Annotated in this window: 19 protein-coding genes; 11 read left to right on the forward strand and 8 right to left on the reverse strand. The window is 42.2% G+C overall.

Features of this window, described 5'->3' with window-relative positions:
- The first annotated feature begins 89 nt into the window (after window positions 1-89).
- On the forward strand, window positions 90-2,360 hold the full coding sequence (locus ABDW32_RS06080) for a cation:proton antiporter (protein WP_343560449.1): 2,271 nt from the start codon (window positions 90-92) through the stop codon (window positions 2,358-2,360).
- A gap of 64 nt (window positions 2,361-2,424) precedes the next feature.
- Here ABDW32_RS06080 and ABDW32_RS06085 read toward each other — a convergent pair whose 3' ends face one another.
- Together ABDW32_RS06085 and ABDW32_RS06090 are read right to left on the reverse strand one after the other, a co-directional pair.
- Window positions 2,425-3,555 carry a DEAD/DEAH box helicase gene (locus tag ABDW32_RS06085; protein ID WP_343560451.1) on the reverse strand — a complete coding sequence of 377 codons (1,131 nt, stop codon included), beginning with the start codon at window positions 3,553-3,555 and terminating at the stop codon, window positions 2,425-2,427.
- Window positions 3,556-3,743: 188 nt separating this feature from the next.
- Window positions 3,744-3,935, reverse strand: a complete 192-nt coding sequence (locus ABDW32_RS06090) for a cold shock domain-containing protein (RefSeq protein WP_077434921.1) — start codon at window positions 3,933-3,935, stop codon at window positions 3,744-3,746.
- Window positions 3,936-4,260: 325 nt separating this feature from the next.
- Between ABDW32_RS06090 and ABDW32_RS06095 the strand changes: the two genes are divergently transcribed.
- Entirely contained in the window at window positions 4,261-5,544 is a 1,284-nt protein-coding gene (locus ABDW32_RS06095) for a Gfo/Idh/MocA family oxidoreductase (RefSeq protein ID WP_343560455.1), read from the forward strand.
- Between the two features lie 178 nt (window positions 5,545-5,722).
- On the opposite strand, the gene ABDW32_RS06100 is transcribed toward ABDW32_RS06095, so the two are convergent.
- The 3 genes from ABDW32_RS06100 to ABDW32_RS06110 are packed head-to-tail and all read right to left on the reverse strand — an operon-like array spanning window position 5,723 to window position 7,621.
- On the reverse strand, window positions 5,723-6,343 hold the full coding sequence (locus tag ABDW32_RS06100) for a dienelactone hydrolase family protein (protein ID WP_343560457.1): 621 nt from the start codon (window positions 6,341-6,343) through the stop codon (window positions 5,723-5,725).
- Between the two features lie 11 nt (window positions 6,344-6,354).
- Window positions 6,355-6,654, reverse strand: a complete 300-nt coding sequence (locus ABDW32_RS06105; protein WP_343560459.1) for a GNAT family N-acetyltransferase — start codon at window positions 6,652-6,654, stop codon at window positions 6,355-6,357.
- Between the two features lie 34 nt (window positions 6,655-6,688).
- A complete protein-coding gene (locus ABDW32_RS06110) occupies window positions 6,689-7,621 on the reverse strand; it encodes a ring-cleaving dioxygenase (protein WP_343560461.1) in 933 nt (310 codons plus the stop codon).
- A 482-nt stretch (window positions 7,622-8,103) separates the two neighbouring features.
- Between ABDW32_RS06110 and ABDW32_RS06115 the strand changes: the two genes are divergently transcribed.
- From ABDW32_RS06115 to ABDW32_RS06155, 9 genes are all read left to right on the forward strand, one after another.
- Window positions 8,104-8,592 carry an ester cyclase gene (locus ABDW32_RS06115; RefSeq protein ID WP_343560463.1) on the forward strand — a complete coding sequence of 163 codons (489 nt, stop codon included), beginning with the start codon at window positions 8,104-8,106 and terminating at the stop codon, window positions 8,590-8,592.
- Between the two features lie 108 nt (window positions 8,593-8,700).
- The gene (locus tag ABDW32_RS06120) at window positions 8,701-9,525 is read left to right on the forward strand and encodes a glycoside hydrolase family 16 protein (protein ID WP_343560465.1); all 825 of its coding nucleotides are present in this window, start codon (window positions 8,701-8,703) and stop codon (window positions 9,523-9,525) included.
- Window positions 9,526-9,676: 151 nt separating this feature from the next.
- The gene (locus tag ABDW32_RS06125) at window positions 9,677-10,255 is read left to right on the forward strand and encodes an XRE family transcriptional regulator (protein ID WP_343560467.1); all 579 of its coding nucleotides are present in this window, start codon (window positions 9,677-9,679) and stop codon (window positions 10,253-10,255) included.
- Between the two features lie 187 nt (window positions 10,256-10,442).
- Window positions 10,443-11,783, forward strand: coding sequence for a DUF5690 family protein (locus ABDW32_RS06130; RefSeq protein ID WP_343560469.1), 1,341 nt, complete (start codon window positions 10,443-10,445; stop codon window positions 11,781-11,783).
- An 18-nt stretch (window positions 11,784-11,801) separates the two neighbouring features.
- Window positions 11,802-12,956: a TIGR03364 family FAD-dependent oxidoreductase gene (locus ABDW32_RS06135; RefSeq protein ID WP_343560471.1), complete on the forward strand. Its 1,155-nt coding sequence runs from the start codon at window positions 11,802-11,804 to the stop codon at window positions 12,954-12,956.
- A gap of 337 nt (window positions 12,957-13,293) precedes the next feature.
- Entirely contained in the window at window positions 13,294-17,208 is a 3,915-nt protein-coding gene (locus ABDW32_RS06140) for a response regulator (RefSeq protein ID WP_343560473.1), read from the forward strand.
- A gap of 4 nt (window positions 17,209-17,212) precedes the next feature.
- The gene (locus tag ABDW32_RS06145) at window positions 17,213-17,569 is read left to right on the forward strand and encodes a response regulator (protein WP_343560475.1); all 357 of its coding nucleotides are present in this window, start codon (window positions 17,213-17,215) and stop codon (window positions 17,567-17,569) included.
- A gap of 9 nt (window positions 17,570-17,578) precedes the next feature.
- A complete protein-coding gene (locus ABDW32_RS06150; RefSeq protein WP_343560477.1) occupies window positions 17,579-18,646 on the forward strand; it encodes a hypothetical protein in 1,068 nt (355 codons plus the stop codon).
- Complete coding sequence (locus ABDW32_RS06155) at window positions 18,640-22,062, forward strand: sulfatase-like hydrolase/transferase (protein WP_343560479.1); 3,423 nt, start codon at window positions 18,640-18,642, stop codon at window positions 22,060-22,062. Before ABDW32_RS06150 ends, ABDW32_RS06155 begins: the two co-directional genes overlap by 7 nt.
- Here the strand turns inward: ABDW32_RS06155 and ABDW32_RS06160 are convergent.
- From ABDW32_RS06160 to thiH, 3 genes are all read right to left on the reverse strand, one after another.
- Window positions 22,059-23,300: a YaiO family outer membrane beta-barrel protein gene (locus tag ABDW32_RS06160; RefSeq protein WP_343560481.1), complete on the reverse strand. Its 1,242-nt coding sequence runs from the start codon at window positions 23,298-23,300 to the stop codon at window positions 22,059-22,061. The genes ABDW32_RS06155 and ABDW32_RS06160 overlap by 4 nt on opposite strands.
- A gap of 140 nt (window positions 23,301-23,440) precedes the next feature.
- Entirely contained in the window at window positions 23,441-24,151 is a 711-nt protein-coding gene (locus tag ABDW32_RS06165) for a HesA/MoeB/ThiF family protein (protein WP_343560483.1), read from the reverse strand.
- 4 nt (window positions 24,152-24,155) lie between these two features.
- Window positions 24,156-25,280: a 2-iminoacetate synthase ThiH gene (gene thiH / locus ABDW32_RS06170; protein ID WP_343560485.1), complete on the reverse strand. Its 1,125-nt coding sequence runs from the start codon at window positions 25,278-25,280 to the stop codon at window positions 24,156-24,158.
- Window positions 25,281-25,284: the final 4 nt, after the last annotated feature.

The raw sequence follows: 25,284 nt of genomic DNA on the forward strand, positions 1-25,284 counted from the left end.
ATGGCTATGCTCCAAATCCAGCCAGAACACCGATTTCGGAGTAGGCTCAAACATGCTATGTTCACTGATAATTTTTAAAGCGAAAAAGGATGAGGAAGTACAGGAATACAATTTTTTATGTGACTTTAATCGGTACGTTGCTTGTGCTAATGTACTGGGTTATCCATTTAGGCACACAACTGCAAAGCAAGGGGCTGCTCAGCGGTGAAAAGATAAGCCAGGGTGCCTGGCAGGATTTTAAATTGACTTTATTACATAGTATTCAGCATCCTCTGGCGATTCTGTTAGCGCAGATTGTGACGATTATTATTGCTGCCCGGGCAATGGGTTGGATCTGTATAAAGATTAAACAGCCTGTTGTAATAGGCGAAATGCTAGCCGGTATAATATTGGGGCCATCCTTATTGGGGCTTTACCTCCCCGAATTTTCACATACACTATTCCCTACGGAGTCCCTGAGCAATCTACAGTTTCTAAGCCAGATCGGATTAATCCTGTTTATGTTTATTATCGGAATGGAGCTGGATCTGAATGTGCTGCGCAACAAAGCCCACGATGCTGTGGTGATTTCGCACGCAAGTATCGTTATACCATTTACACTGGGCATTTCTTTAGCTTACTTTTTATACTTATATCATCCACCGGCGAATGTGGAGTTTTTGTCCTATAGTTTGTTTATCGGAATTTCGATGAGCATTACTGCTTTTCCGGTCTTGGCGAGGATCGTACAGGAGCGTGGATTGCAAAAAAGTAAACTTGGCGCGATGGTGATTACCTGTGCTGCTGCTGATGATATCACCGCCTGGTGTATTTTGGCCGTAGTGATTGCGATTGTGAAGGCGGGAGATTTTGCAAGTGCCTTGTATACCATAGCCCTGGCGCTTGCCTATGTGCTGCTGATGATCAAAATCGTACGTCCCTTTTTGATGCGCGTGGGAGAAGTAAAAGGAACTCGTGAAGGGCTCAACAAACCTGTTGTTGCCATCTTTTTTATTGTGCTTTTATTGTCTGCTTACGCAACAGAGGTCATAGGCATACATGCTTTATTTGGTGCCTTTATGGCGGGAGCGATTATGCCTGAAAGCAGCCGTTTTCGGACAGCTTTTATTGAAAAGATCGAAGATGTTTCCACATTATTGTTATTACCATTATTTTTTGTGTACACTGGATTGCGTACGCAGATCGGTCTATTGAATGATCCTCAACTCTGGATGACCACCCTGCTGATTATTTTGGTCGCAGTAATAGGTAAATTCGCCGGTAGCGCCCTGGCCGCCCGTTTTGTAGGACAAAGCTGGAAAGATAGTTTGAGCATAGGTGCCTTGATGAATACCAGAGGGCTGATGGAACTGATTGTATTGAACATCGGTTACGATCTCGGGGTATTGAGTGCCGAATTATTTTCGATGATGGTTGTCATGGCATTGGTCACTACGTTTATGACAGGTCCTTCGTTGGACTTGATCAATTATCTATACCGCCCCCGGAAACGTTCCCTACAACAGGACATTCAAAATAAATCGAAATTTAAGATCCTGTTATCTTTTGCTAAAAGCAATACTGGGATTTCACTTCTCCATCTTGCTGATGCGCTAACGTCAAAATCAAAAAATACCGCCGAAATTACCGCGTTGCACATCGAACCTTCCAATGAACTTCATCATTACGAAGTAGAAACACAGGAACAGGATAGTTTTCGGGAAATAAAGCAGGTAGCAGAGGAATTAGCGCAGCCCATTCAGACGATTTTCAAAATTTCCAGTGATATCGACAGTGAAATTGTGCAGACTTCAAATGATCATAGCCAAGACCTATTGTTGTTGGGTGTCAGCGAATCCATCTACGAAGGTAGTCTTTTGGGAAGATTTTTGGATTTTACTTCACGTATTATCAATCCGGAGAAATTGTTCCATACCGTGACAAACGCCGAATCGCCTTTTGCGACCTTTGATAGAAATCAACAGATCAACGCTAAAGTTAACGCGATGGTAGGAATTTTGATAGACAAAAACTTTGTTAAGACCCGCCGTGTTATTGTTCCCATACTACTGAAAAATGATGAATTCCTTTGTGTCCTTATACAACGGTTAATTCATCATTCGGATGCACAGGTGATGGTATGGGATTTTGACCAGATTTTGCGGACGCAGGAGAGTTTCCGGGAAAAATTGAGACAGCTGGAACAACTTGTGCCCAATCATTTGACGATATTGGAGGAAAAGAGGCTCGATATTGACCTATGGGCGCAGCAGGATCTGATGCTCATCAGTTTACCGTCCTGGCATAAGATTGTTAATAAAAAGCCCGACTGGCTGCACCGCACGCCTTCTACACTGCTGCTTGCAGACCGTAAAAAATAGAAGTTATACAGCGCGCCATAACGATCTGGTTTCGGCGCGCTTGCTATACGAATTAGATCCGCGTTTATTTTCCGATCTTATTTACTTTGATCTTTAATCCGATTAATTTTTCAATATCACTTAAATAAGGTCTTTCTTCCACATCACAAAAGGAAATGGCGTTACCTTCGAGCCCCGCTCTGCCGGTCCTTCCAATGCGGTGCACGTAAGTTTCCGGTACATTTGGCAGGTCGTAATTAATGACCATCGGCAATTGTTCAATGTCTATGCCCCGTGCAGCAATATCCGTAGCAATCAGGATTTTTAGACGGTTTTCCTTAAATTCGCCCAATGCCTTTTGTCGGGCATTTTGCGACTTATTTCCATGGATTGCAGCAGCACGTAGACCATTTTTAGCGAGTAATTTGACAATTTTATCTGCTCCATGTTTAGTCCGTGAAAATACAATCGTACGGTCTTGCTTAAACTGCTTAAGAAGGCTTGTAAGTAGTTTTATTTTTTCTTTTTTCTCGATAAAGTAAACCGATTGATTTACTTTTTCAGCAGTTGAACTTACCGGAGTAACGTCCACTTCCACAGGCTTATGTAATATACCATGTGCAAATTTGCGAATATTCGGCGGCATCGTCGCAGAGAAAAACAGGGTCTGTCTTTTCTCCGGTACTTTAGCCAGGATTTTTTTGATATCATGGATAAAGCCCATGTCGAGCATATTGTCCGCCTCATCAAGGATCAGAACCTCTATTTTATCCAGAAAAACCAGTTTCTGATTCATCAGATCCAACAAACGGCCCGGTGTAGCCACTAAAATGTCGACACCTTTTTTGATTTCTTTGACCTGCCGGTCTTGATTGACCCCGCCAAAAATGGTGCTGTAATTTAATTTTAGATGTTTGCGGTATAAATTGATATTTTCACCAATCTGAATGGCTAGTTCCCGTGTAGGCGTAAGGATTAAGGCGCGGATAGGCAGTATTTTACCATGCGTATGTACATTTTTCTCGGACAGACGCTGTAATAAGGGTAGAGCAAATGCCGCTGTTTTACCGGTACCGGTTTGTGCACATCCAATAAGATCCTGACCGCTTAATATAACGGGGATAGCTTTTTGTTGTATGGCAGTGGGGGTGGTATATCCTGTTTCCGCGATTGCCTTGAGGAGAGAAGGTATTAAATTAAGTTGTTTGAATTCCATTAAATATGATAGGAAAATAAGCTTAAACGAAGACCCTGCATATATTCTATAGTTTTAACTGATTAATTAAAGATATCTTAAGTCACCTGAAACGAATAGTCTATTGAAATAATAAGGGAAGAATACGAAAAAGAAATGGGATAAATCATGATGAATTACCCCATTAACAAGAAAGTGTATTTTTTGGATTACGCCAATTTTACATTTGTAGCGTTGATTCCTTTTGGAGTTCTTTCTACATCATAAGTTACAACGTCGCCTTCAGATACTTGGTTCTTAAGAGCAGAAACGTGTACGAAAACGTCTGCGCTACCATCCTCTGGTGTAATAAAACCAAAACCTTTAGTTTCATTGAAAAATTTAATTTTACCTGTATTCATTATTTTTAATTAAGTCCTGCAAGGTAGGGATAATAAATGATTAATCTTTTATTTTTCGTTGAAATATCAAATTTTTTTTTCTTTCTTAACATTTATATATCAATAATCAACCTTCAGGACCTTTCAGCTGCACTTTTCTATTGTATTGAACGTCAATTGCTGAAGTCTCTTTCGTGAATTCTGTAACAGGGAGGGGCTCCCTATGGCTCCCCGCTGCACTGCACTGAATGTCGATATATATTTTACAATGATTTTGGTAAGGGCTTAAATTGAATTTTGTATTTTCATCGGGAACTTAAACCATGAATATATAAACCAGCATCTAATGAATAGAAAAGACTTTATCCGAACTTCCGGTATTTTGGCTGCGGCATCCATGATCGGCAGAAGCCATGCATCCAGTCTATTTGAACAACCCATTCGAGTGGGAGTGATTGGGGTCAATGGGATGGGCTGGTCTGATCTGAATGCTTTGTTAAAGCAGCAAGGGGTGATATGCACTGCCCTGTGCGACGTGGATGAGAATATTTTGGGCAAAAGGGCAAAAGAACTTCAGGACCGCAATATCAAGGTTTCAACCTATGTGGATTATAAAAAAATGTTGAATAGTTCAGATGTGGATGCAGTCATTATTGCGACTCCTGATCATTGGCATTGTCTACAGATGATTGACGCCGTGAAGGCAGGGAAGCATGTTTACGTCGAAAAGCCCATCGGTAATTCTATTCAGGAATGTCAGTTGATGCTGGCGTCGGCAAAGAAAAATAATGCCATAGTCCAGGTGGGCCAATGGCAGCGCAGTCAACAGCATTTTAAGGATGCAATTGACTTTGTACATTCAGGTAAGCTTGGGAAAATACGTTTGGTCAAAGCCTGGTCCTACCTTGGCTGGAAAAATAGTATTCCCATTCATCCGGATGAACCGGTTCCTACAGGTGTACACTATTTGGATTGGCTGGGACCAGCGTCAAAAAGGCCGTTTAATAGCAATCGTTTTCATTTTAATTTCAGATGGTTCTGGGATTATGCAGGTGGCTTGATGACAGACTGGGGAGTACATATGCTGGACTATGCCTTACTGGGTATGAAAGTCTCCGACCCGAAATCTGTTATGGCTTCCGGCGGAAAATTTGCCTTCCCGGATGATGCCGGGGAAACACCGGATACCATGACTGCAGTATACGAGTTTGACGACTTTAATATCCAATGGGAGCATGCCAAGGGAATAGATTTAGGTCCCTACAACCGTAACCATGGCGTCGCCTTTATTGGTAATAACGGGACCTTGGTATTAAACCGTGGTGGTTGGCAGGTGATACCCGAGAAGGGCAGGATGGAGGCTATTGCATTACAGCCTTCCATTGACAATGGTCTGGAGAAACATATGGCTAATTTTGTGGATGCCATTCGCCGGAAAAATCCGAAACTACTGCATGCTCCGCTTGAAGCCGGGGCACATATCGCTATTTTTTCACAATTGGGAAATATTGCCTATAGAACCGGACAGAAGCTGTACTGGGATAAGGAAAAACAGCGTTTTAAAGACCAAGGAGCAAATAAATATTTGGCTTCGGTATATCATAACGGGTATAAGTATCCTAAAATCTAGTTCGTAGAGGTATATAGAAGTCGAACAAGGTATAAATCGCAATGACTCTTAAGGCTTCCAAAGCAAGTACTGCGTTTAAGATGTGGAAAATCACTTCATTTTAAACGCAGTATATGTATGGATGATGTCTTGGCTGTTGATACCTGTTTCGATAAAGCTACGATAAGACAATAAGCAACTAGTGAAAGACAAACGCGTTGGCAATCGTAATCTCTTCCTGATTAATGGAATGACCGAAATTTGGATAAACGGCTAATTTAACATCCGCATTTTGTGCTTCCAAAATTTTCACTGTCGCATTGACGCGTTCCAACGGAACATGGGGATCAGGATCACTCGTGCCGATAAATATCGGTGTTTGCACAAAGTCCCCCACATACTTATCCGGATCGATTGTTTCGCCGATTAGCCCACCAATAATGGCGACCGCGCCACCATACCGGCGGGCATTGCGTGCCAGGAATTCAAGCGTGAGACATGCGCCTTGGGAGAAACCAAAGAAATAGATATTTTCTGCCTGTATGCCTTTGTCCAAAGCAAGTTGCACCGTATTTTCCAGCACCTCTAATGCGGAACTCAACCAGGGTTCATTACTTTGTTCGGGAGCCATAAAGGAATATGGGTACCAGGTGTAATTGTCAGCCTGCGGTGCAAGTAAGGCGTAATCGCCTACATGGAGGTACGCCGACATGCTCAGGATATCCGTTGCGCTTCCACCGCGGCCGTGCAGCATGATTAATGCTTTCTTCGCATTTTCCAGGCTATGCCCTGCTGTTTTGATATTATTCGAATGACGCATGAGCCTCCTTTCTAGACTGTTTTCTTAAACCATACATCGGCATAGCTGTCGGGATGACGATGAAATTGCGCATTTACATAAGGACATAAAGGCACAATCTGCATGGCGTTTTCCCGCGCATAGGACACTAGTTTTTCCAATAATATTTTGGCAAATCCCCTACCTTCGTAGGCCTCATCGACTTCCGTATGGTAGACGACCAATCTTCCATCGATAATAGCGATGCTCATTAAACCAGCTTTTTTCTCATCCGAGAATAATTGAAGTTCACCACGCTGATTTTTATCCAGTACAATTTCTGTTCTTTCCATTTTTTGCTGTATTTAATCGTGTTTACGTTGAATTCTAATTTATTTTTGGTAACGTAGCTTCGATCTGCGACCGATGACTTTCGTATTGTTTTGGCAATTTAAGAGCTGTTCCAAGATGCTCCAAGGGCTCATCCACGGTAAATCCGGGATTGTCTGTTGCAATCTCAAATAAAACGCCACCAGGTTCCCGGAAGTAAAGGGAGAAAAAGTAATCCCGATTGATTTTTGGTGTAATATCCAAACCTGCAGAAAGCACCTTTTCGCGATATTCCATTAAAACGTTATCATCTTTTACCCGAAAGGCCACGTGGTGATTCGTGCCGGCAGCATTACGACCGTAAGGTAGCTTGCGATCTGCCAGAATATCAACAATATTGGCCGTATCTATGCTGTCGGTCGTCAACCGGTAGCGTTCGCTATCCTGACCTTGTACCCTGTATCCTAATATATCCGTTAAGACCCTGAGTGTCGGATCAGCCTCTTTTAAGGATAGGGTAATATTATGAAATCCCCTTAAAGCATTTTCATCCGTGATATCTGCGGTTGTCCATACCTTTCTGTGATCTTTTGTTAATGGTTCAATAAATTGTATCTGTAGACCGTCAGGATCAGTAAATGAAATTAACTTTTCGCCAAAGATTTCATTTTCCTGGAATGCGACCTTATGCGCTTTTAATCTGTCTTTCCAGAAAGCAAGACTTCCTTCGGGAACAGCATAGCCGATATGGGTTGCCATTCCAGCCCCCTGCGTTCCTTTACCGATGCCCTCCCAAGGGAAAAAGGTGAGGATGGTGCCGGGGCTGCCCTGCTCATTGCCAAAATAGAAATGATAAGTGCCGGGATCGTCAAAGTTTACTGTTTTCTTTACCAAGCGAAGACCCAGTACGCCAGTGTAAAAATCGAGATTACGTTTAGCATTGTCAGCTATTGCCGTAATATGGTGTAGTCCTAATATATTATTGTCCATAAGTGTGTTTTTTATTTTTTTAACTATTGTAAAATTACGGCAGCTAAGAAATAAAATCATTGAACTAGATTAATAAAAACAGGAAATGCATTTTTTGTTTTAGCTTGTCGATAACTGTTTAAAAGGAGTAGGGCTTTAAACAAGACTTTCGTGCTTCTACGAGGCAGCAATGGCCCTAAAAGTCAACTGTGGATTCTTTCTGATCCATAGAAAACAGACTATTTTAAAAAAACACCAGAAGTTGGGGACTTCTGGTGTTTTAATCTAACCAATTATTAACCTAAATTTATGAAATGTATATTTCTGAATATTATACTATGGGGTAATTTTCAATTATCATGCCATTATTTTTCAGCGTATTCTTCACTAAAGGAAACAACTGGTTGAAAACAAAATGATAAACCAAATGTTTGTTTATTGGGTATTATCAATACCAAACTGAGACATATAATCGGTTTTTTATCCATCAATACGTTCAGATAATGAAAATACGAACAAATTTTATGCTGTTGACAGCAATCGTAGCGCTCTTATTTACCGGGTGTGGGCAAAAAAGCACGCATAACAAACCCGCAGAAAAGGATCAGACACAGCTAGATATCAATAAAGAAAATAAACGGATCGTATTAGACTTCTATCAGCAGATGTTCGGCGACAAGGATCTATCGGCCGTAGACAAATATATTGCGCCGGAATATATTCAGCATAACCCTCATGTAGCTGATGGTGCAGCCGCATTTAAAGCCGCCGCTGCAAAGTGGTTTCAAGGGCAGCCTAAAACCAAGGTAGACGTGCAACGTATTGCCTCAGATGGTGATCTCGTATTTATTCATATTAAGAATAAAAATGCGGATGGTAGTCTCAAGTCTACAATAGATATCTTTCGCTTAGAAAATGGAAAGATTGTGGAACACTGGGACGCACAGCAAGATGTGCCCAAGGAGTCCGCTAACAGTCATCCGATGTTTTAATCAGTTGTTTGATATTAATGCTGGTTCCTTTTTAAAAAGGTCTTATATTTAATACGCTATCCATAAATTGGGTAGTTTTGTATTGACTATAGAAAATAATTAATTTAAATGAAGCGAATTTTAGGTGCAGGCCTGTTTTATATCCTCATATCCGCGTGCAGTGTACATCATAATCCAAAAGAAAACCCCCAGGTGTATTTGCAAAATCCCGGACGGGAAACAAAAAAATGGAAACTTGTGTGGGAAGACAACTTTAATTCACCAAATTTGGATACGAGCAAATGGAGCCGGATTCCTGCAGGTGGGTCGGACTGGAACCGCCATATGAGCCAAGATGACGCCTGTTTTGGATGGGAAAAAGGAGAATTGATTCTCAAAGGAATCCGGAACACTGATCAGCAGAAAGATACAAGGCCATTTCTAACGGGTGGGATATGGAGTAAGGGAAAGTTTGCTTTTCAGTATGGGCGTATCGAAATAAGAGCAAAACTTGGTAGTGCGCAAGGCGCATGGCCCGCCATGTGGATGCTGGCCGAGTTGGATAAATACGGTCCTTACCCTAGAAATGGGGAAATTGATATCATGGAACACCTCAATTTTGATGATATTATTTATCAGACGACGCATTCGCATTATACGTTGAATCTCGGACAAAAAGATAATCCCAAACATTCGGGAACAGCAAAAGTCAAGGCTGGAGCATATAATGTCTATGGTATAAGCTGGTATCCAGATCGAATTGTATTTCAATTGAATGGTGTGGATACATTTACTTACCCACGTATAAACGGTGTTGATACTTCACAATGGCCGTATGATCAGCCTTTTTACCTATTGATAGATCAGCAGCTTGGCGGTAGTTGGGTAGGAAAAGTAGATCCCGAACAGTTGCCAGTCGAAATGCGTGTAGACTGGGTTAAAGTTTATCAATAACCAATCAATGGTTACCAGCTACTTAATATACGCTAATATAAGGTGTTCGCTATTTATGAATGGATTACCGATCTGGCAATCAATTGACTATTTAAGTGACAAAAACTTAACATACCGACCGAGAAAATAATGTTTATTTTTGACTCCAATTATGGAAGATAATACTCTATTCAAAATAAGTTATAAGATTAAAGAGATCCGCAAGGAGAAAGGAATCACGATACAGGAGGTTGCCGATAAAGCCGGTGTAAGTAAGGGGCTGATATCACAGATCGAAAATAATCGAACGATTCCGTCCCTGTTGGTGTTAATCAACATTATCAATGCATTGGATGTTGACCTGAATGAATTCTTCAAAGATTTTAATTCCGACCTCGACGCAGGTCCTATAGTTGTACGAAAAAAAGACAGCTATACGGCCTTCGAAAAGGAACATGCAGTAGGATTTCATTATCAAAGAATCTTCACCTCTACCATGGATAGCTCCACCATGGATATTGTTCTTTTGGAACTGCAGCCCGATGCACAGCGCCCGATGGTAGAAACGGAGGCCTATGAATATAAATATATCATCAGCGGACAGGTGGAGTATGTATTTCAGGACCAAAAGATCGGGTTGGAAGAAGGGGACTCCATTTTCTTTAATGGACGATTATCGCATACACCGCGCAATGTAGGAAAGGAAAAAGCATTAATGCTTATTGTGTATTTCTTCGAAAATAAACGCTAGCCCTACACTAAACAACAAGAAAAAGCATCATTGATCATTCAATGATGCTTTTTTTATTTTTCTACACACAATATCACGTCGGCTATTTATATTTGTTTATAAATACTTAACAAAAGTTTAGTGTTGTGTTAATTTCCAGAATTTACTTTTGATTGCGGACAATAAAGTCCGTTAAAAATTCTAAATCATGGATTTTAACCAGCGAGTAAAAAGACGTATTGCGGGATTAGACGAGCGTTCGGTGGCCATATTATTGGCTATTACAGCATTTTTATGTTATACAAGTATGTATTCATTTCGGAAATCATTCACCGCTTCGGCTTTTGCCAGTGAATCTATTTTTGGTTTAGATTATAAAGTGTGCATGGTCATTATCCAGATGTTGGGGTATTTATTTTCGAAGTTCTACGGAATTAAATTTATCTCGGAAAGCAAGCAACGGCATAGAGGCCGTTATTTAATTGCCCTGATCTGTATTTCATGGGCGGGGTTATTGGCTTTTGCGCTTTTACCAAAACCGTGGAATGTCATTTTTCTTTTTATCAATGGCTTTCCATTAGGCATGGTTTGGGGCTTGGTGTTCAGTTACCTCGAAGGTCGTCGATATACGGAAATTATGGGAGCCGTCATGTCGGTAAGTCTGATTTTTGCGTCTGGTTTTATCAAGACTGTAGGGCGTTGGTTAATGGCTACTTTCGATGTTAATGAATTTTGGATGCCTTTTTTAACGGGAATGCTTTTTTTCTTACCCTTTGTGCTGTGTGTATGGATTTTGGAAAATGCGCCTGGACCGACCACAGAAGATAAGCGCTTACGGACCGAACGCGTGGCAATGGATGCAACGATGCGCAAACATTTTTTTAGCGTATTTATGCCGGGTATCATCCTGACTATTATTATCTATACAATGCTGACCATTTTACGCGATGTGCGGGACAATTTCGAGATTGAAATCTGGCAGATGTTACACCTCCAAGGGGCCGGTATTTTTGCGAAAGTCGATGGAACGATTGCATTAATTGTATTAATTTTAATAGGCTGCCTGATTATGGTAAAAAACAACCTGAAGGCATTTAAGCTGATTCATTACATGATTATTCTGGGATTTCTTATTGCAGGGATTTCTACCTATCTATTTACCAGTCACTGGATTGGGGGACTCAGTTGGATGTTATTGGTGGGGTTGGGACTTTACATGGCCTATATTCCTTACAATGCCATATTTTTTGAACGGATGATTGCGACTTACCGTATGAAAAGTAATATCGGTTTTGTGATGTATATGGCTGATTCGGTGGGGTATTTAGGAAGCTTTCTGATATTAATGAATAAAGAATTTTTGCCAAATTCAGTCACCTGGGGTGCTTATTTCATTCAGCTGGTTTACCTTGCTTCAATTATAGGCGCTATTTTGGCGATCTTTTCACTGGTTTATTTCGTTCGCAAGAAAGAACAGATGAAAACAAAAAAAGATGATAAATTGGTACAGCCCTGGCAAGCCTCCAATGGTGAAGTACAAATAAGTTAATGCTAATATTTTTAAAGAATGAAAACAAATACATATGATTTAATTGTTGTTGGAGGTGGTATCCTCGGGACTTTCCATGCTTATCACGCACTGAAAAAAGGCTTACGTGTGCTGCAGCTGGAAAAGGATAATTTTCCTGTAGGGTCTACTGTGCGCAACTTCGGACAAGTAGTACCTTCAGGAATGGCAGGGGAATGGTTTGATTATGGTGTAAGGGGGTTGGAAATATACCAAGCTATCCAACGGGAAATGGATATTTCCATTCGGAATAATGGCAGTATTTATATCGCGTCCGATGCCGATGAAGTGCAGGTTATCCACGAATTATCCGCACATTATCAGACAAAAGGGTATGAACATGCGCTTTGGACCAAAGAACAGATCCTGGCAAAATATCCCAGCATGCATGCGGATTACGTAAAAGAAGCCATTGTTTTTGATCAGGAACTCAGTGCTGAGCCCGAAACAATGATTCGCCAGCTGCATATCTTTATGCAGGCAAAATTTGAGCAGTATACCCTGAAATATGACACAACGGTTATCGCTTGCGAAGATGCCAATGAAATGGCACGCTTGACAACAAGTAGCCTCGACGTCTTTGCGGGATCGAAAGTAATTATCTGTAACGGCTATGAATTTAAAATCCTATATCGTTCTCTATTTGATGACAGTGGTTTAGAAATCAGTAAATTACAAATGATGCGTACCAAGCCTATGCCGCAGATTCAGCTACCCGGAAATATACTGACTGGGTTGACGATTCGCCGTTATGAAAGCTTCGAGGAATATTGTCCTTCATTTGGCGCTATTCCTGTACCTGAGCATTATCATGACCTACGCAAATATGGTATACATATTTTATTTAAACAGGCTACCGATGGTAGTATTATTGTTGGCGACTCACATGAATATGCAGCCGGTAATCGATTGGACGAACTGGGTTTTGCAGTGGATACCTATATTAACGAACTGATGATCGCTGAGGCGAACCGTATTATTCCGATGCAGAAAGACTGGATTGCTTCGTCTTGGTCGGGCTTCTACTCACAACATAAAGACCATATTCTCGAAGTTGACATTAGTCCACGTATCCATGTCCGCACAGGTATCGGCGGTAAAGGAATGACAGCCAGTGCCGGGTATGCCGAACAAAGTATTGAAAAACTTTTTTAATTACATTCCTTCCATTAAAAAAGGTTCTACTTTCTCTAAGTAGAACCTTTTTTCTTTCTAAGCCCCCTGTAAGCTAAACTATTCCATAGGAAAAAAGCAATCTATAGGCGAATAGAATAAGTTTGTAATTTTAAAAAATTAATTATTAAGAATTTTCGCTAGTGGTTTAGAATTGTTTTTTAAAAACTTTCTGCGCACTGATACCAACTATTTGCTGATAATATTGTTCTTTATATAGGAGCAATCCAATGATATTTCCTTATTGGTTAGGTATTAAACAATGATTTTTTATTAACTTCACGGGCATATTAAAACCAGAAATAACAAACAGTAGCTTATGGCAAATCAGAACTTCCCTGAAAATGAATGGCGAAGGATAGAGAAATTAAAGTCTTATGAGTTAATGGGACTAGGGAAAGATCCCGAGTTGGATGTATTTGCGCAGGCAGCCTGTTTGATTACCGATTGTCCCGCATCGTTGATAGCGATGATGGAAGAGCAAACACAGCGTATACAAAGTTGTGTGGGTATGGAGCTGGATACTGTTGAAAGAGAAAATACCGTCTGCCAATATACGATTTTGAGTAAGGAACTGCTCGTTATCGAGGATACTTTTGAAGATCCACGCTCCTCCGCCAATCCCTTGATCCGGGAGGGCAATATCCGTTTTTATGCCGGGGTACCGTTGATGGATGAGGATGGAGATGTGCTGGGAACCATCTGTGTGATCGATTTTCAACCAAAATCACTTTCGGAACGGCAGCGACATTTATTGGAAGAGCTTGGAAAAGGAGTGACCAAGATTCTACTTGGAAAGAAAAGAAAGCGACAGGCTGGATATTTCTCCGAGATCTTTCAGTTGACAAACAATGTTATCTGTGTGTTGGATGAAAACTGTCTGGTTAAAGATGTCAACCCGGCTTTTACCGGCGTGCTGGGGATATCAAGGCTAGATAGCATTGGAAAATCCCTTTTTACATTATTGCAAGATGATAAGAAAACACTAGCTGCTGATTTAAAACAGATCGCAGCTGCTGATTCCGGCCTTCAATCGACATCATCAACTTCCGCCGCGGATGGCAGCGAAGTTATTATTGAGTGGCATTTTAAACATGACGCCATCAACCATGAAATCCTGGCCTTTGGCCGGAATATCACCAAAGAACGTCAGGAAAAACTGAAACTGGAAAATTCAGAGCGCCGCTTCCGTAGTTTCTTTGAAAATGCCATTGGCCTGATGAGCATGCATGATATGGAAGGTAATATTCTCGCTGTCAATGAAAAGGGAAGAGCCATGCTGAAATATGAACAGCAAGAGGTAAAATCGCTCAATCTGAAAAAATTGGTTCCGCCACATCATGTGGCATTGGTTGAAGAGTACTTAAAACGTATTGCTAAAAATAAAGAGGACTCCGCAATGATGGTCTTGCGGACAAAAGACGGTGAAGATATTTACTGGCTTTATCATAATATGGTCGAACTGGACGAAGAGGGCAAACCCTATGTGGTCAGTACAGCCTTAAATATGACCGATCGCATGCGTTTGGAAAATGATCTGCTGCATACCAAACAAATTCTGGAGCAGACCAATGCGGTTGCTCAGGTCGGCGGCTGGGAGGTAAATCTGGCTGAAAATAAAGTCTATTGGTCCGACTCCACAAAGTTGATCCATGGCGTTGATCCAGACTTTACTCCGGATTTTGAACATGCCATCGGTTTTTATGAACCTCAAAGCCAAATCGCCCTAAGGCAGATATTTGATGAATCAGTCCGAAACCGAAAACCTTATGACACGGAATTACGCCTGCTGAAACAGAACGGAGAAGCAATCTGGGTCAGGGTAAAAGGAATTCCTGAATTTGAAAATGATGTCTGTAAGCGGGTATTTGGTATTATCCAGGATATTGATAAAAGTAAGTCGCTGTACCTGGAACTTGAACGCAAAGAAGCCATGCTGCGTGCGTTTGTGAATTATGTGCCCGCATCCGTAGCGATGTTCGATCGCGATTTTAACTATGTATCATTGAGCAATCAATGGATTGAAGACTTTCATCAAGATGAAACTCAATTACTTAATAAAAACCTGTTTGAACTTTTTCCAAATATCCCGGACCAGCGGAAGAAAATCTATCAGGATGCATTGCAGGGGATTCCTTATAAGAATATAGACGAGGTCATTCAAGTGGGTGGAATAGCCGAACCACAGCATTTCAACTGGGAAGTAAGACCCTGGCATTTGACCGATGGAAGCATTGGTGGGATTATTATTTTCACACAGAATATTACGGAATCTGTCCAGAAAAATGAGGAATTAAAGCACGCAAAAAAAATGGCGGATCTGGCAAGTAAAGCTAAATCAGAGTTCCTGGCCAATATGAGTCATGAAATCCGGACCCCCTTAAACGGTGTGATCGGATTCTCAGATCTCTTATTGAAAACACCGCTGAACGATATCCAAATGCAATACTTGGGCTACATTAATGAATCTGGCAATAGCCTATTAAATATCATCAACGATATTCTGGACTTTTCGAAGATTGAGTCTGGGAAACTGGAGCTGTTTGTCGATAAATATAATGTATACGATATCGCCAATCAGGTGATCAACGTTGTCTTATATCAGGCGCAAAGAAAGGAAGTTGAATTGCTTTTAAATATTGAGCAAGGATTGCCAGCCTTGATATGGGTTGACGAAGCACGTATCAAACAGGTCCTGATTAATTTATTGGGCAATGCGGTTAAGTTTACTGAAAAAGGCGAAATTGAATTCAAAATAAGTCAGCTTCACCATGCTGATGATAAGTTACGGCTGCGTTTTGAAGTGCGTGATACAGGGATCGGAATTCCGGAAGAAAAACAGAAGCGTATTTTTGATGCGTTTACGCAAGAGGACAGTTCGGTCAGCAAACGTTATGGCGGAACGGGCTTAGGACTGACGATCTCCAATAATTTATTGAAATACATGGGGAGCAAGTTGAACCTCATCAGTCAGCTGGGTGCTGGTTCTACCTTCTATTTTGATATTGATGTTTGCTGCGAAGCGGTGGAGCAGGAAGATGCTCAATTACCGTTAAATCGGGTACTTGTAGTAGATGATAATGCAAATAACCGTACCATTCTGCAGCATATGCTGAGTTATAAACAGGTCGAATCTGTGTTGGCGGAAAATGGTATGGAGGCTTTGCAATTGCTGATGAAGGGCGAGCGCTTCGATGTGATCTTAATGGATTATCATATGCCCATTTTATCGGGCCTTGAAACCATTGAAAAGATCAAGGAACTCTTTCGGCAACAGGAAGAAGGTATTCCCCTGATTGTATTGCATACCTCTTCCGAAGAGCATGAAGTCATTTCAACATTTAGACAGGAAGAAGGTTCGTTTTGCCTATTAAAGCCCATTAAATCGGATGAGTTGTACCAAACCCTGCGTAGGGCTATCCAACAAAATAAGGAAGAGGTGGAACAGGCGAAGATAAATCTATCTCTACCTGCTGATGCCTATGGAAAGGACATACAGGTTTTGCTGGCGGATGACAATGCGGTCAACATGGCTTTGAATGTCAGGATGATGGCCAGTATCATGCCTGATGCAATTTTGACAGAAGTGTCAAATGGTGCAGAAGCAGTTCAGGCGTGTAAGGCACAGCATTTTGACCTGATTCTCCTGGATGTACAAATGCCCGAAGTAGATGGTATCGAAGCGACCAAACAGATCCGTCAGATGGAAGAATATCAAAATACACCCATTATCGGTATCACAGCCGGCAATATTTCCGGAGAAAGGGAACGCTGTCTAAATGCCGGAATGTCTGATTTTTTAGCTAAACCTATTCGCCAACAGGATTTGTTCAATGCCTTGACAACGGCGATGTTATCTGTTGAAAATGCTCATGTGTCAGCGGCCGAAACAACTGAGCTGGAAACACATTTGGATGTACAGCGTCTGCATGAACAGGCAGGCGATGATCCCGCATTTTTATCCTTTTTTCTCGACTTGGTCATCAAAGAAATTACCGCTTCAAGCACCCAGATTGCAGCAGCAATACAGGACAATGACCTGAAGCGTATGAAGGAGCTATTACATAAATTAAGGGGAACTTCTTCAACCGCCGGATTGATTAAACTGGCCAAATTAACGGAAGAACTGGAACTTAGTATTTCACCCGATACCGATCTCTCAAAAGCCTTTGCCGCTATTGAAAAAGAAATGGAGGTCGGTTTGGACTTGGTTGCGAAAATTTTAAACAAATAGGAATATGTTGATTTTAATTGCCGAAGACGACGAGTTAATTTTACGTACCGTAGAACACAAATTAGTAAAGGAAGGACATGAAGTTGTTTTGACCAGAAATGGTCAGGAAGCGATCGAAAAGATCGAAGAATCGGATTTCGATCTGGTGGTAACCGATATTATGATGCCATTTGCCTCTGGCATCGAAATTCTGTCCGCGATAAAACGTATCGGAAAGAAGATTCCTGTCATTGTGTTGTCAAGCATGGGGCAGGAAGAAGTCGTCGTAGATGCCTTTGATCTTGGCGCATCAGACTTTATGGTTAAGCCCTTCAGTCCAAACGAGCTTATCCTGAGAATAAAACGCTTAACAAATAAATAAACGTATTGTATGCCCAACCATATCTTCCTACATGAGCTTATCCTAGCGATTATTTTCGTCCTAATTCTGGTATTGTTGCTGATTATTGCCGTGTTGGGATATAGCTTTTATAGTTATAGGATCTTGCACAACCGGCAATCCTGGAGACAGATTATTGAATATAAGATTATGGAGACGATTGTGGGCAGTGATACAAATCGTGAACGGGATCAGGAGTTTAGCAAGCATTTAAAAGAACCCTCCTTTCGGGCACTTTTTTTAGAGGTGCTGGTAGACTCCGACCGGAAGTTTTCGGGAGCCGCCAAAGAAGCCATCAATAGCCTGTTTTATGACTTTAAACTGGAAGATCAAGCTTGGAGCAAACTACGGCAAAGAAAAGCCTATCTAGTTGCAGGCGGCATACAGGAACTGGCAGCTATGGGTGTTGAGGCGGCAATTCCTGAAATAAAAGCGAAGCTAAATGATGACCGAACAGCCGTTTATCAGGAAGCGCAGTATGCTATGGTAAGCTTTCAGGGCTATGAAGGCCTTGGATTTCTCGAAGATGTTGATAAACCCCTATCGGACTGGCAGCAATTACGCCTTCTGTACTCTATTCAACATTTACCTGAACTTTCGGATGCGCAGGTTTACAGTTGGTTAAAGCGTACAAATGATTCCGTCGTTATCTTTACTTTACGCCTGATCCGCAAATTTAGACTGCTGTCATTCTATACGGCAGTAAACGAATTGCTTGCTCATCCGTCCACACCCGTTCGTGTGCAGGCCATACGCAGCATGCAGGCGATAGAAAATAGTGCGACGATCAGTCAGTTTATCGCCTGCTTCGATCAACAGCCTATTGATGTGCAGCTCGAAATTCTAAAATCCATGAAGGTCGCCAGGAGCAGGGAAAGTGAGGACTTTCTGAAGGAACAATTGTGGAATAATACCGCAGTATCGATTAAAATTGCTGCGGCCGAAGTGCTGGTGATTTTAGGGAAAACAGATTACTTGCGCGAAATTTCGCAGGAGCCAGCGACCGGAGACGAGCTTATACAGATTATTAAACACGCTTTGCAAGAGAAAAAATGTTAGAATTTTCCCATATTGTATATGAAATTGTAGTTTGGCTATTTTTGCTGTATTCAGCTGCCGTATTTATTATCTACACGTGGATAGGGCTGTATGCTTATGGGGCGGTATTTCGCTATAAACATAAAAACGCGTTTACCGATTACAGCATCATTGCTACAAATCCCAATGCTCCTACATTCAGTCTGATTGCACCTGCCTATAATGAGGGCATGACCATCATTGAAAATGTACGCTCCTTATTATCCCTCTATTACCATAATTTGGAAATTATCATTGTAAATGATGGAAGTAAGGATGATTCCATGCAAAAGCTGATCGCGGCATACGAACTTGAGGCCACTTCTTTTTTTGTCCAGGGAAATATTGAAACCAAGGAAATTCGGGGGATCTATAAAAGTAAAAATCCGGCCTTTAAAAAACTTATTGTTGTCGATAAAGAGAATGGCGGTAAAGCCGATGCGCTGAATGTCGGGGTCAATATTTCTGCCGGTGATTATATTGTCTGTATTGATGTCGACTGTATCCTCGAACAGGATGCGATCTTAAAATTGGCGAAACCTTTTCTGGAACAAACAGACAAACGTGTAATCGCCTGTGGCGGCGTAATCCGTTTGGCCAATAATTGCAATGTGATCAATGGATCTGTGACGGATGTCAATCTTCCGAAGTCCTGGTTGGGCCGTACGCAGGCTTTGGAATATATCCGTGCCTTTATTTTGGGGCGGATGGCTTGGTCCCGCGCTTCGGGACTGATTCTGATTTCTGGTGCCTTTGGGGCGTTCGATCGGCAGATCGTTTTGGCCTGTGGTGGCTATGACAGAAATACAGTAGGTGAAGATATGGAGCTCGTGGTTCGTATGCGGCGCTATATGGAAGAACAGAAACAAGCCTATGAGGTTGTTAATATTCCCGATCCGCTGTGCTGGACGGAAGTGCCAGAATCGAAAGAGGTCTTGCGCAAACAACGCAACCGCTGGATGAGAGGGACTATGGAGACGCTATGGAAGCACCGCAAGCTGATGTTTAATCCCAAATATGGCCGTTTTGGTATGATCAGTATGCCTTATTGGTTTTTATTTGAGTTTTTAGGGCCTATCGTCGAATTTACAGGCTACATTGTTTTTGTGATCTTTTTTATTTTAGGAATTATTAACTGGCCCTTCTTCTTTGCTTTATTTTCACTGGTCATCGCTTCCGGAATTCTCTATTCCATCTATGCCATCTTGGTTGACCTTGTCAGTCATCAGGTCTATACGAAAAAACGGGATCTTTCGACCTTAATTACAACAGCGGTTCTTGAACCTTTATATTTTCATCCCATTGTTGTCAAAGCCGGTGTGCAGGGAGTCGTGGATTATTTTCGCAAGCAGCATGGCTGGGGCGAAATGACAAGGCAGGGGTTTCAGCAAAAAGAGGCAAATGAGTCTGTTTGGAAATACCTGGCTAAGCGATTAAATGCAGCTTTGCAGGGAATAGGCCCTATTATGCTGGCTTTCTTTGTGCTGTATATGCTGTCCGTCGGTGCGGAATGGTGGTGGTATGGCCGACGTTTTTCCCAGCTTGCCGAAGCGAACGCGGGCAAGTATTTGCTTGTGGATAACCTGATCTTTGCCTTACAGGTGTTGGGCTGTCTGGGGTTAGGGTACTTATTGCTTCAGTTTATCAGCAGTTTTTGGTCCAAGTTTCTATTGGTCTTATCATGCTCAGCAATTATCGTTATTCAATTTATCCTGTTTTTGTATTTTGCTGAATCGAGAAATCTGCTGGGTGCCGACCTATTTTATTACAGTTCCGAAGAAATGAAGCAGATTTTGGAGGCCAGTGGCATGCTGAATTTTACAAATATCGCTTTACTTTTAGTATTGATTGTGATTGCCTGGGTTCCCCTTTGGATTGCCAATAAGCAGACTTTTAAAAAGGCTTATGCGGGAATTGCATGCTTGTCATTGGGTTTAGTGTCCTGTTTTATTTCTTCAGCTTCGATTTTGGGAAATGCTTCGGCAAAAGATGAATTCGTAGCCAATGCAAGCCGAAGTAAGTGGCGGTATTTTTTTGAATCCAATTTGTCAGATTATGTGGAGGAACATCCCGGCATGCTGGCGGCACTTTATCAGGATGATGCGGATACCAAAGAACTGGATAGTAAATTTCCCTTTCTGAAAACTGAGGATACCAAGGATTTCCTGGGCGCCTATTTAAAGAAGACAACAGCGCCGCCCAATTTAGTCATTCTTGTGATTGAAGGTTTAGGCCATGCCTATAGTTCGGAAAATGGATATATCGGCAACTTTACGCCATTTATAAGCACATTAAAAAAACAGTCCCTGTATTGGGATAATAATATGAGCTCCTCGGGACGGACATTTTCCGTATTACCTACATTAACCGGCTCATTGCCTTTCGCCATGCACGGTTTCCTTGAGCAGGATACCTTGCCGGACAACTTTAATCTGTTCAATATTCTCAAGCATAACGGGTTCAGTACAGGGTTCTTCTATGGTGGCCACTCCGGTTTCGATTTCATGAAAAAATTCATGGACTATAACAAGATTGATCGGCTTGTTGACCAGGAAGCTTTCGCTTCCCCTTATAAGAAGTTGCCGGAAAAAGGCGGCGAAAGCTGGGGCTATGAAGATCAGGCTGTATTTAGCAAATTGCTTGAAGTACAGAAAGTGCAGCAGGATCCCTATTTCCATGTGCTGCTTACACTATCTACACACAATCCTTTCCTGATTAATAATGCGGCCCATTATGAGCAGCTATTTGATCAGCGGATTGCATCGATGGAGTTGTCGCCAATGCAAAAAAAATGGGCCCTGGAAAACCGGACTCAGCTTGTTTCGGTCTTAAATTTGGATGATGCCATGGAGCAGTTTTTTAAAGAATATCGCAAGAGACCCGATTTTGCAAATACCATTTTTGTTATCACGGGAGACCATGCCATGCCGGAGATTCCGCTACAGAGCAAGATCGACCGTTATCATGTGCCACTTTTGATTTATTCACCGCTCCTAAAAGAAACAAAGACCTTCCACAACTTTGTGAGCCATTTTGATGTCGCACCTTCGTTGCTGGCTTATTACAGAGAAAATTTTGCGCTGAAAACTCCAGCTCAGGTGACCTGGATCGGCCAGGGACTTGACAAAGGTGTGTCGGCAAAAGGCGAGGGGATTGCCATGATGCAGAGCAAAAATCAGCTGGCTGATTTTGTACGGGGCAATTATCACCTGTCTGAGGGACAATTATACCATCTGGATGGAACCCTCAATGAGGATATTGCTTCGGATGCTGCAAAAGAAGAAATGTCCAAGCACTTTGAATTGTTTAAGCGCAAGAACAAACTGTTTTATACTCAAAAGCAATTGCTACCGGATAGCGTTTACAGCAATTATTTTAGGCCCTTGAAAAAAGACTAAAATTTGCGGATATAACCAAGGATGATGTCCAATTGATTTCCTTTTTCTTTTGGTCGGAATTCTTGGTTATAATAAGTGCCGGAGATCGAAAATAGGTTGCTTTGTTTGACCGAAAAATTATATTCTGCACCCACTTTAAATGTCTTTAATTTGTACTGTGCGTTATCCAATAAATTATTCCGGTTTTCTTCGGGACTCAAACCTGTACCAGCACTAAATCCGAAGTAATCGTTTGCACCTTTGGTATAGTAACGCACTGTTCCGGTATAGGACTGGGAAATATTCTTCTCGCCGGGTGTAAGGTATGTTCGCAGGTTGAACCAGAAGTTTTCGTAATATTTTCCGACGGAAGCTGTATACATCCAGATATTGTCACTGAAATGGAGCTGACGGTAACCGATTTCCCCTTCAAAACTGTTTGGTAAGTTGGCGTATAGGGAGACACCCGTACGGTATTTGGCAAATATGCCCACATTATTGGAGTAGGCTGCTCCGACATAAAGATAAAATAGCTTGGATAGGCGTGGGTAAGCTTCCATTTCAAATTGTACACCATTCTCCGCAAACTTATTCGCATAATTTGTCCGAAAGATCACCGAGCCGATGGGCGTAGCCCGTTTATAGCTCAAGCCAACGATGTGCCAGTTGTTGTCAAACTGTTTGTCAAAATAGACGAAATTATAGGTTAGGCCAATGGCGTTTTTAGCGGTATATTCTTCAATGTTTTTGGCCAGAGACCGCGCTTCCGCATTTTTGGGGTCGATTTTAAGGAGTTGGTGGACGGCATTTTCGGCAACCTCGTAGTGATTGGCGCTATAGTTGATCTTGGCTTTTAACAAGAGCAGGTCCTGAGATTGCGGGTGAAAACCCAATCCTTTGTCGGTCAGTTGGGTCGCTTTTTCAGCCTGATCATTCCAGTACTCCAGTGCCGCATAAGCGAGAAAAAAGTCTTCATCCTTCGTATTTTTTCTATCCAGCTCCTGAAAAAGTGTACGGGCCGAATCAACCTTGTCCGACCAGGTATAGAGACGTCCCAGGAAGATGCCGATATCTGTATAATCCGGCGCCTGTTGAAGGGCCTGTTTTGATAATTGAATGGCCTGTGGATAATCTTTTGAATCAAAAGCTACCTTTCGTGCTTTGGCAAAGAGCTCATCAGCAGTGATCTTCGTCTCTTGGGCAATTGAAAATAAAGGTAATAAAGCGAGAGATAGTAATGGATAGGTGACTTTTTTCATTCCAGATTGTATCGTTAAGATTTTAGCTTGCTAATATATAAACTAAAATTAGAAAATATTGTTTGCCAATAAGCGTTTTTCCGTGAATTTTCCCGTAAAATAAGTAGCTCTCCAGAGAGGAGGGCTACTTGGGTTCTGTTTTAAAAAGAAAGTTTCGTAAAGCGCCAGTGCAGTGTATCGACGAGGGTCAACTGATTACAGTCTACTGGCAGCCCGGCGGCCAGCTTAAGTACCTGCATGGCCATCATGCTGCCTATTATCCCCGCTAATGGACCCAATACGCCATTTTTATCGCAGTTGGGTACCTGCTCAGGAGGGGGGGCTGTCGGAAATAAGTCCAGCAAGTGCTTGCTACCGCGATAATTGAACACGGCCAATTGGCCTTCGAATCCATATATACTGCCATACACCAGGGGCTTGTCGAGCTTGAGACAGGTCTCATTGAGCAGGTAACGCGTCTTAAAGTTGTCGCAGCAATCCACAATGATATCATAAGGCTGAAGAATTTCTGCGGCATTATCCGCCTCGATTTTAACAGGTATAGGCCGAAAATCGATTGTACTGTTGTGCTGCTGTATAAAGTCGGCGGCGCTGCTGACCTTGTTGTTAGACAGCTGTCTTTCGCTGTGGATGACCTGCCTATTGAGATTATGCAGCTCTACCCGGTCGAAGTCGGCCACGGCAAGTTTGCCAATGCCCGCAGCAGCGAGATATTGTAATACAGGACTTCCCAGTCCGCCCGCCCCTACGACGAGCACCTTGGAGTCCATGATTTTGCGTTGTCCCGAAACACCGATCTCCTCAATAAAAATCTGTCGGCTATAGCGTTCGAATATAAGGTCTTCTTTCATCCACTTAACGGATTAGTCCTGAATAGCTGCTTTCCCAATCTTTCATTACAGGGGAATAGCCCATTTTCTGGATTTGTTTTTTTATGGTGTCCATATCCCGCTCGTCGCTTACTTCAAACTGCTCCAGCGCCTGAGGATCGACGACATAGCCTCCTGGATTTGTTTTGGAGGCCGCGCTCATTGTCGTTACACCGATAGGGATAATATGGTCTCTAAAACGTTCGTTTTCCCGGGTAGAAATGGAAATTTCCAGGTTTTCGTTCCACAGGCGGTAAGCACAGATCAATTGCAGCAGATGCTTGTCCGAAAGATCGAAATTAGGAGCAACGGAGCCCTCGGCTGGCCGTAGCCGTGGAAAGGAGATGGAATACCGTGTTTGCCAATAGCGCTTTTGCAAATAAGCGATATGGACCGCGGTAAAGAAGCTGTCCACACGCCAATCTTCCAGTCCGAGTAGCACGCCTAATCCGATTTTGTGAATACCCGCCTGCCCGATGCGGTCGGGGGTGTCAAGACGATAATCAAAATTGGATTTCTTGCCTTTGGGATGATATTTTTTGTAGACCTCCCGATGATAAGTCTCCTGGTACACTAAAATAGCATATACTCCGGCAGCCTGTAACAACTGATACTCCGCTAGTTCAAGCGGTTGCACCTCGATGGATATCTGGGCGAAATGAGGTTTGAGCAGTGCAATGGCCTGTAGAAAATAGTTAATTTCCACAGTCTTGTTTGCCTCACCGCTGACCAGTAATACATGATTGACACCCATGGATTTGAGTGCCATGGCTTCGAGCAATAGTTCTGTATTATTCAGCGTTTTGCGTCGAATTTTATTGTCCATGCTAAACCCGCAGTAGGTACAGATATTCTGGCATTCGTTGCTGAGGTAAAGTGGCGCATAGAGCTGTATGGTCTTACCAAAGCGGCGTTGTGTGATCTGCTGGGCTTTGACAGCCATTTGTTCCAGATAAGGCGCTGCAGCGGGCGATATCAGCGCGATGAAATCATCCAAGGTCAGATTATCCCTGTGTAAAGCTTGGCGTACCTGCTGATCGGAGCAGTTATAGATTCTCTTCTGAACGTCCTCCCAGCTGTATTGGTCGAGTATCTCTTTAAAATTGTTCATAACG

It is taken from the genome of Sphingobacterium sp. (genome assembly GCF_039596235.1).
In the GTDB taxonomy this organism is placed as follows: domain Bacteria; phylum Bacteroidota; class Bacteroidia; order Sphingobacteriales; family Sphingobacteriaceae; genus Sphingobacterium.